This window comes from Methylorubrum zatmanii (assembly GCF_014845115.1).
Classification (GTDB): domain Bacteria; phylum Pseudomonadota; class Alphaproteobacteria; order Rhizobiales; family Beijerinckiaceae; genus Methylobacterium; species Methylobacterium zatmanii.
Map to the genome: position 1 here is coordinate 1 of NZ_NKUI01000322.1, position 500 is coordinate 500.

General features: G+C 66.4%; 1 protein-coding gene. It reads right to left on the reverse strand.

Features of this window, described 5'->3' with window-relative positions; translation table 11 throughout:
• Positions 1-25: 25 nt before the first annotated feature.
• Positions 26-500, reverse strand: a 475-nt coding sequence (locus tag MZTS_RS24365) for a glutamine amidotransferase-related protein (protein WP_192285886.1), incomplete at its 5' end; no start/stop codon positions are given.

Consider the following 500-nt stretch of genomic DNA (forward strand, 5'->3'; position numbering starts at 1 on the left):
CCGCTTTGATCAAGCGGATCTCGGCTCAGACCAGCCGGCTCTGCTCGATCGCCGCCGCGATGAAGCCCTTGAACAGCGGGTGCGGCTCGAAGGGACGCGACTTCAATTCCGGGTGGAATTGCACGCCGATGAACCACGGATGGCCCTCGTGCTCGACCGTCTCCGGAAGCAGGCCGTCCGGCGAGGTGCCGGAGAAGCGAAGGCCCTTGGCTTCCAGGCATTCGCGATAGGCCATGTTGACCTCGAAGCGGTGCCGGTGGCGCTCGGAGATTTCGGTCTCGCCATACATCTCGGCGATCTTGGTGCCGGCCTTGAGCGTGGCGTTGTAGGCGCCGAGCCGCATGGTGCCGCCGAGGTCGCTTTCCTTCGCGCGCCGCTCCAGCTCGTTGCCGCGCATCCACTCGGTCAGCAGGCCGACCACCGGCTCCTTGGTCTCGCCGAATTCGGTGGAATTGGCATCCACGATGCCGGCCAGGGAGCGGGCCGCCTCGATCACCGCC